The sequence below is a fragment of the Pseudoduganella sp. GW821-FHT05F09 genome (assembly GCF_059419605.1).
Genome location: NZ_JBWKSD010000024.1, coordinates 1 through 1,315 on the forward strand (window position 1 = coordinate 1; position 1,315 = coordinate 1,315).

1 pseudogene and 1 other annotated feature are annotated in these 1,315 nt (G+C 59.8%); the pseudogene reads left to right on the forward strand.

The features are described 5' to 3' along the window. Positions 1-51: 51 nt before the first annotated feature. Positions 52-1,276: pseudogene (locus AC07S4_RS30345) on the forward strand (IS3 family transposase). Further along, positions 333-445, forward strand: a sequence feature (AL1L pseudoknot). It overlaps the preceding pseudogene by 113 nt. Positions 1,277-1,315: the final 39 nt, after the last annotated feature.

Genomic DNA, 1,315 nt, shown 5'->3' on the forward strand with positions numbered 1-1,315 from the left:
CTGAACCGGCCCGGAAATCTGGGAGGCTCCAATCTTTGAGAGAATGGAGCCATGAACAAGAAATCGACACGATATTCCCCAGAGGTGATGGAGCGCGCTGTGCGTATGGTCGAGGAGTCGGCCAGCCAGCACGACTCGCAGTGGGCCGCCATCACGTCCATCGCCAACAAGATCGGCTGCACACCTGAAACGCTACGGCGCTGGGTGCGGCAACGCGAAAGCGATGCCGGGTTGCGTGGCGGGCCAAGCTCTGCAGAGCAAGAACGAATCCGTGCTTTGGAGCGCGAGGTGAAGGAATTGCGCAAGACGAATGAAATCTTACGCTTGGCCAGTGCTTTTTTCGCCCAGGCGGAACTCGACCGCCGCTTCAAGCCTTGATGGCCTTCATCGATCAGCATCGAGGCGCAGGGCCGAGCGGCTGTGCAGGCAATTGCAGCTTGCTCCTTCGAGTTACTGGCGCCACGCCGCCCTGCAACGCAATCCGGCTCTGCGCTGCGCCCGCAACCATCGCGACGACTTTATGAGTGCCCACATTCGCCGTGTTTGGGAAACTAACTTCCGAGTCTACGGAGCCGAAAAGGTCTGGCGCCAGCTGCTGCGTGAGCGGTTCAAAGTGGCGCGCTGCACCGTGGAGCGCCTGATGCGGCGCGACGGGCTGCGCGGAGTAATTCGCGGCAAGGTTGTGCGCACCACGGTGAGCGATACGGCAGCGCCATGCCCGCTGGACCGGGTGAATCGCCAGTTCCGCGCTGATCGCCCTAACCAGCTATGGGTGTCCGATTTTACGTACGTGTCGACCTGGCAGGGCTTTGTCTACGTTGCCTTCATCATCGACGTCTTTGCGCGCCGCATCGTCGGCTGGCGCGTCAGCAGTTCGATGCGTACTGACTTCGTGCTCGATGCGCTCGAGCAGGCCCTGTTCGCCCGCCAGCCGGAACGTGATGATGCCTTGATTCACCATAGTGATCGCGGGTCGCAATATGTATCGATCCGCTATAGCGAACGCCTGTCCGAAGCCGGAATTGAACCGTCCGTCGGCAGCAAAGGAGACAGCTACGACAACGCTCTGGCTGAGACCATTAACGGGCTTTACAAAGCAGAGCTGATCCACCGCCGCGCTCCCTGGAAGACACGCGAAGCCGTCGAATTGGCTACGCTGGAATGGGTATCTTGGTTCAATCATCACCGACTGCTGGAGCCAATCGGCCACATCCCGCCGGCTGAAGCTGAAATGAATTACTATCGTCAACTTTCGGGTCAAGCCGTCTCGGCCTGACTCAAACCACGGGGCCTCTCAAAATCCCGGTCCGGTTCA